The sequence below is a fragment of the Nocardia pseudovaccinii NBRC 100343 genome, from assembly GCF_001613225.1.
GTDB classification, from domain to species: Bacteria; Actinomycetota; Actinomycetes; order Mycobacteriales; family Mycobacteriaceae; genus Nocardia; species Nocardia pseudovaccinii.
The window spans coordinates 20,842-27,325 of the sequence record NZ_BDBY01000402.1 but is presented as its reverse complement, the minus strand read 5'-3'; the positions used below and the strand labels follow the sequence as shown (position 1 = coordinate 27,325).

Annotated in this window: 2 protein-coding genes; both read right to left on the bottom strand. The window is 66.8% G+C overall.

All coding sequences use genetic code 11. From position 1 onward, the window contains the following. On the bottom strand, positions 1–406 hold a 406-nt coding region (locus NP3_RS43195; RefSeq protein ID WP_157124936.1), incomplete at its 3' end, for a condensation domain-containing protein. 70 nt (positions 407–476) lie between these two features. Then, positions 477–6,470, bottom strand: coding sequence for a non-ribosomal peptide synthetase (locus NP3_RS43190; protein WP_063047480.1), 5,994 nt, complete (start codon positions 6,468–6,470; stop codon positions 477–479). Between the last annotated feature and the right edge of the window lie 14 nt (positions 6,471–6,484).

Below are 6,484 nucleotides of genomic sequence, written 5' to 3'. Positions count from 1 at the left end.
GGTGCCGCTCGTCGGGCAGCGTGACCAGCGTAATCCGCAGGGCCGGACCACGAGAGAGATCGAACCGCTGCTGCCGGTCGGCCTCGGCGATCGCATCGAATTCCGCGGGTAGCGCGGAGATTTCGAACCAGGGCAGATCCACCCAGGTCGGCACGATCTGCACCGGCTTGGGTAGATCCTTATCCCAGAACGCGGCCCGCAGATTGGCGTGCCGCTCCAGGATCGCCTCGGCGCTGCGGCGCAGCATCGGCACGTCGATCGGACCGCCGATATCGATGACGAACTGCATCGTGTACAGATCGACCCCGTCGGCGGCCAGCCGCGCCAACGAGAACAGCCCCTCCTGCAGTGGGCTGAGCGCGAGCACATCCTCGATTTCGGCCGGGACGCTCCGGTCCACAGTCATCGCATCGCCTTTCGGCCAACGGTCATCGCATCGCCCCTCGTCGGGTCCACCACTCGGAAGAAATCGCCCCTCATTGCGACTGCTTCCATGCCGCACCCAATGCGGCCAGCGCGTCCGAGCCGAGACCGGACACGCTCATCGCGGCATGCTGATGGTTGTCGGTCGGCTCCTCGGGCTCGGCCCGCACGCCACCGGTACCGAAGGTGTCGCCGATGGTCGTGGTCACCCCGGCGGCCACCGCTTCGTCTACCGCGGCCGCGAGTTCGGCGATGGTCAGGTGCTCGAATACCAGCTGCGGAGACAGCGGGAGGCCGAGTTCATTGGCGCGAGCCGACCACTGGATGGAGATCACGCTGTCGCCGCCGAGTGCGAAGAAGCCGTCGTCGGCGGTGACATCCTCGATCTCGAGCAGTTCCTCGAGGATCGCGATGAGCTGCTGTTCGGTCTCGGTGTGCTCCACATCGGAAGATGCTGTGCCCGTCCTGGTTTCACCGGTGCTATCGGTCCGGAACGCGACTCGCCCTGCGGTATCCCAGCGCCCCCGCTGCTCAGTGCGGAACAACCGGGCTCCCGGCAGGTACGGGTCGTCGAAGAACGCGTCTGCCGAATCCTCGACGTACCCCTGAGCAAGTCCGGCACCACCGACGTACACATCGCCGTCAACGCCGGGCGCGACCGGTCGCAGGGCTGCATCCAGCACCAACACCCGAGCCCCTGGAATGGGTCGCGCGCGTCGGCTGCCATCGACCGCACCGCGTGCCACCGCACCCGCGTACTCCGGAATCCGGAAGTCGAAGGTGGCGGCCGAACCGGCCGCGAGCGCGGGCAGCAGATCGGGAAGCGCCGCGGGCCAATCGGTTCCGACGACCTCCCAGCTACGCACCGACGGCAGCATCGAGACACCGGTCTGCACGAACCGCGACAGCGTGACGGGCTCGGCGACCACGTGGGTGACCGAATGCGCACCGATCAGCTCGACGAGCGCGACCGGATCCGCACGTTGCTGTTCGGTGGTGAGGATCAGCGTCGCCCCATCGGCGAGCGCGGCCAGCAACTCGACTTCGACCTCGGATCCCGTCCAGGGTGCGGCGACGAGCCGCACATCCGCCGAACCCGTGGCCCGGTCCAGCGATTCGCCGCGGCGATCGGCGGCAATGGCGCGTCGATCGGCCACCGCGGCCGCCAGCGCCTCCCGGTCGAGCACCACGTGCGAAACAGCGATGGTCCCGCCGGTATTCGCTACCGCATCCAGTGCGGCCAGCCTGCGCACCACCCCGGCCGCCGAAGCACCATCGGGCACTCGCGCCGATCCCCCGCCATCGAGCTGTTCGAACAGCTCGCCGTAAGTGAGCGTCTCGGTACCGCACCGCAGGGCGATCCGATCGGACGGCACCCCGCGACCACGCCGGATCAACTCGGCAATGCCCGGCGTCCAGGAGAGTTCCACACCGGTGGCCCATTCACCGAGGACCCGCTGCCGCTCCGCGGCGGGCATGACGTCGAGCTCACCCACCGTGCTGTCGGGGGCTTCGGCGAAGGCCGTCAATACGCGAAGCATGCGCTGCGCGAACAGCTCTCCGGTCGCGGGCTCGTACAGATCGGTATTGACGATGACGCTGGCATCGAAGCCGCCGTCGGGACCCGCGAAGAAATTGATGCTGAGGTCCAGCAGCGAGGTGTCGAAATCCAATGGCAGTACCGTCAGCGCGGTGTGCGCGTCCAAACCATGACCGGCACCGTCCCAGTTCTCCTCGCGGAAGTGCATCATGGCCTGGAACAGCGGGTTCCTGGACCGGGACCGCGCCGGATTCAGCGAGTCGACCACGCGCTCTATCGGGATGTCCTGATTGCTGTACGCGCCGAGCGCCGTATCGCGGGAGCGTTCGAGCACGGTCCGCAGCGTGGGATCGCCGGACAGGTCATTGCGCAGCACCACCATATTGGCGAGCAGGCCGACCAACTCGGCGGCGGCCGGATCGACCCGGCCCGCGATCGGCGTGCCGAGCGGAATGTCCACACCCGCCCCCAGCTTGTGCAGCAGAGTCGCGACCGCGGCCTGGTAGAGCATGAATTCACTGCCGCCGCTCGCCTCGGCGAGGGCCTTCAGCTTGTCACGCAATGCGGCGGGCACCGCGAACGGCACCACATGTCCGTTCTTGCCGAGAATGGCGGGACGCGGGCGATCCAGGGCGACATTGATCTCGTCCGGCAGACCGGCGAGTGTGTCGCGCCAGTAATCCACCTGGGTGCCGAGCGTCTCGACGACCTCGCGCTGCCACAGCGCATAGTCGGCGTATTGCACGTCCAGGGGCGTCCAGTCCGGATCAGCGCCCGCGGTGCGCGCACGATAGGCGGTGGCGAGATCGTCCAGCATCGTTCGGAACGACCAGTGATCCGCCACCAGATGGTGCACCAGCAGCGATAATACGTGGGCCTTGTTGTCCAGCACGAAGATTCGCGGTCGAATCAGCAGCTCGGTGTCCACGGCGAAGCAATGCTGACCGGCCGCGGCGAGTTCGGCACGCAGCTTCTCCGGATCGTCCAGCTCCGTTACCGGTACATCGATCGGCCCGGCAGGCAGCACCAATTGATATGGCACGCCACCGTTCTCGGGGAAGACGGTGCGCAGTACCTCGTGCCTGGCGACGACATCGCCGAGCGCGGCAGTCAGCGCATCGAGATCCAGCGGACCGTCCACCCGCACCGCGAATGGAATGTTGCCGATCGCACTCGGCCCCTCCAGCTTGCGCTGGAACCACAACGCGAGCTGTGAATAGGACAGCGGAATATGCTCGGGGCGTTCCCGTTTCAGCAACGCGGGCATGGCAGCGCAGGCCTGTGCCGGTGTGGCTTCGATGAGCGCGGCGAGTCCCGCGACGGTCGGGGTATCGAACGGTGCCCGCACATCGATCTCGACGCCGAATTCGGTGCGAATCCGCACGACCAGGCGGGTGGCCAGCAGCGAATGCCCGCCGAGTTCGAAGAAGGAATCGTCCGCGCCGATCTGCTCGCGGCCGAAGATCTGCGCGAACAGGCCCGCGAGGCGGATTTCGGTGGCGGTGCTCGGCTCCCGGTAGCGGCGAGTCGTAGCGCGTTCCGGATCCGGCAGCGCGCGCCGGTCGAGCTTGCCGTGCACGGTCAACGGGATCTCGTCGATCACCGCGAAGGCGCTGGGCACCATGTACTCCGGCAGCGTCGCCCCGGCGTGCCTGCGCACCTCGTCGATATCGAGGGCCGACTCGGAAAGGCCGTTGGCCGCAACCACATACGCGGCGAGCATCGCACCGACGGCCGCATCGTCGACCGCGATGACGACGCAGTGTCCGACACCCGGATAGGACGCGATGGCCGCCTCGACCTCGCCGAGTTCGATCCGGAAGCCACGCACCTTGACCTGCTCGTCGGCCCGGCCGACGAATTCGATCTCGTCATTGGCATTGCGTCGCGCGAGATCGCCGGTCCGATACAACCGAGCGCCCGGCGCGAATGGATCGGCGACGAACCGCTCCGCCGTCAGCCCGCGCCGATTCAGGTAGCCGCGCGCCAACTGCGCTCCACCCAAATAGATCTCACCGACCACACCCGATGGCACGAGTTGCAGCGCCTGGTCGAGCAGATACACCGTGACGTTCTGATTCGGCACACCGATCGGCACGATCCGCGTGCCCTGCGGACCTTCCACATTCATATGCGTCGCACACACCACGGCCTCGGTCGGACCGTAGTGATTGCGCAGTTCGGCATCGAAGACACCGGCGAACTTATCGGCCACCTCACCGGGCAGCGCCTCACCGCCCACCGGAACATGCCGCAGCGCACGCCATTCGCTCACCTCCGGCAGCAGCAGGAAGGTGCTCAACATCGACGGCACCATATGCAGCACGGTGACTCCGCAGCGGGTGATCAACTCGGCCACATACGGAATATCGCGGAACGCATCCGGCTTCGGGATGACCAGCCGGGCGCCGAGGGTCAGCGTCACGAAGATATCGAGCAGGGAGGCATCGAAGCTCACCGAGGAGGACTGCAGCAGCCGATCCTCGGCGGTCATACTCCATTCCGCGACGAAGCCCGCGAGATGTTCGGCGATCGCGGCATGGGATACCGGCACGCCCTTGGGCTTTCCGGTGGACCCGGAGGTGTAGATGACGTACGCCAGATGGCCGGGCAGCAGCGGCCGCACCCGGTCCGTGTCGACAGGATCCGTCTCGGGGAGTGCGACGGCCGAGGCCTCGGCGGCGTCCAGCTCGGCCCGATCGAGCACCAGCCGGGGCGCGGCATCCTCGACGAGGTAGTCGATGCGATCGTCCGGGTAGGCGGGATCGATGGGCAGGTAGGCCGCACCGGATTTGAGCACACCCAGCACCGCGACGACGAACTCCACCGAATTCGACAGCCGCAATCCGACGATGTCCTCGGTGCCCAGTCCACGCCCGATCAGCCAGTGCGCCAAACGATTGGCGCGGCGATTCAGTTCGAGATAGCTGAGTTCGGTGTCGCGTTCGGCGGGGGCGACGATGGCGAGTGCGTCTGGCGTTGCGGCGACCTGGTTTTCGAAGAGTGCGACCATTGTGGTCGCTTCGGCCTCGACAATCGGGCCGTGCGACAGTTCGAGAATCGCGGCACGATCGGCAGCGCCGAGCATATCGATATCACCGAGCCCGCGGTCTGGATTCGCGAGCGCGCTGTCCAGCAGCTGCACGTAGTGGCCGAGTAGCTGTTCCACCAGGGCACGGTCCAGATCGGCGATCCGGTACTCGGCCTCCAGATAGGCCCCATCGGCTTCCGTGACAACGGTCAGTCCCAGCGGAACCTGCGCCACAGCACTACCGAGATCCAGCAGCGTCGCCTCGACACCCGCGAGATCGAAGCCCTGCGCGCTCCTGCGCACCCCGAAGCCGAGTCGGACCAGCTGCTCCAACCCGTCCCGGCCGCCGACGCGATCCGGATTCGCCTCGCGCACAACGCGATCGATGCCGACATGCTGATGTGCGAAGGCGCCGACACAGGTGTCGCGAATGGTTTCGGTGAAGCGGGCGAAGGTGTCCTCGGCGCCGATGGTGGCCCGCAACAGCAGCGTATTGCCGAAGTAGCCGATCAATGATTCGGCGGCGGCATCGCGGCGCACGGTCACCGGGACCGATACCAGGAAATCCGTTGCCGCGGTGTAGCGATGGATCACCGCGTCATAGGCGGCCAGCCACACCATGAACGGGGTGGCGCCGTGCACACGCGCGAAGGCCTCGACCCGGCCGACGAGCTCCGCGGGTAGCGGCAAGGTGCACCGATCGGACTGCTTCGTCGCCACTGTGGCGACCGTGGCCGGACCCGGGAGTTCCAGGGATTCCGGCAGTGGGCGCAGGGTTGCGCGCCAGTAGTCGATATCGGCAGTGGCATCGTCGGCGGCGATATCGCCGAAGACCGCGACGTCGACGAATTGCGCACGGTCGGTCTGGACGGACTCGGCGCGATAGGCGGCATTGAGCTCGGTGAAGAAGACGGCCCACGAGTCGTCATCCCAGCTGATGTGATGCGCGACCAAGAGCAGCGCGAATTCATCGGCACCGGTGCGCACCAGGTTGACCCGCAACGGCGACTCGGTCGCGAGATCGAACGGTCGGCCGAATTCCCGGCGTGCCAGCACTTCCAGTCTGCGCGACCGCCCGGCTTCCGGCAGATCGGTGAGATCGTGTGCCTGCCAGGACAGTTCGAGGTCGGTACGGACGATCTGGTACGGCTCGCCGTTCTCGTCGAGCCCGTAGGTGGTGCGCAGAATGTCGTGGCCGTTTACGACGGCCGCTACCGCATCACGCAGCCGCGCCTCGTCGAGCGCGCCCGTCAGCCGGTAGGCCACACAGATATTGAGGGTGGTGTCCTCCGGATCGCGGGTCTGCAGAAACCACATGCGCCGCTGTCCGGCCGAAAGCGGATGACGTTCACCGGGTTTCGATCTCCGAACCGGCGCATTGCCGGAAGTCGTTGCGGTCAGGCCGCTTTCGGCCAAACGCTGGCGCAGCAGCGCCTTGCGGCGGTCCAGCACGCTGGCCTGCTCGTTGTTCGACATCGTCAATCCCTCGC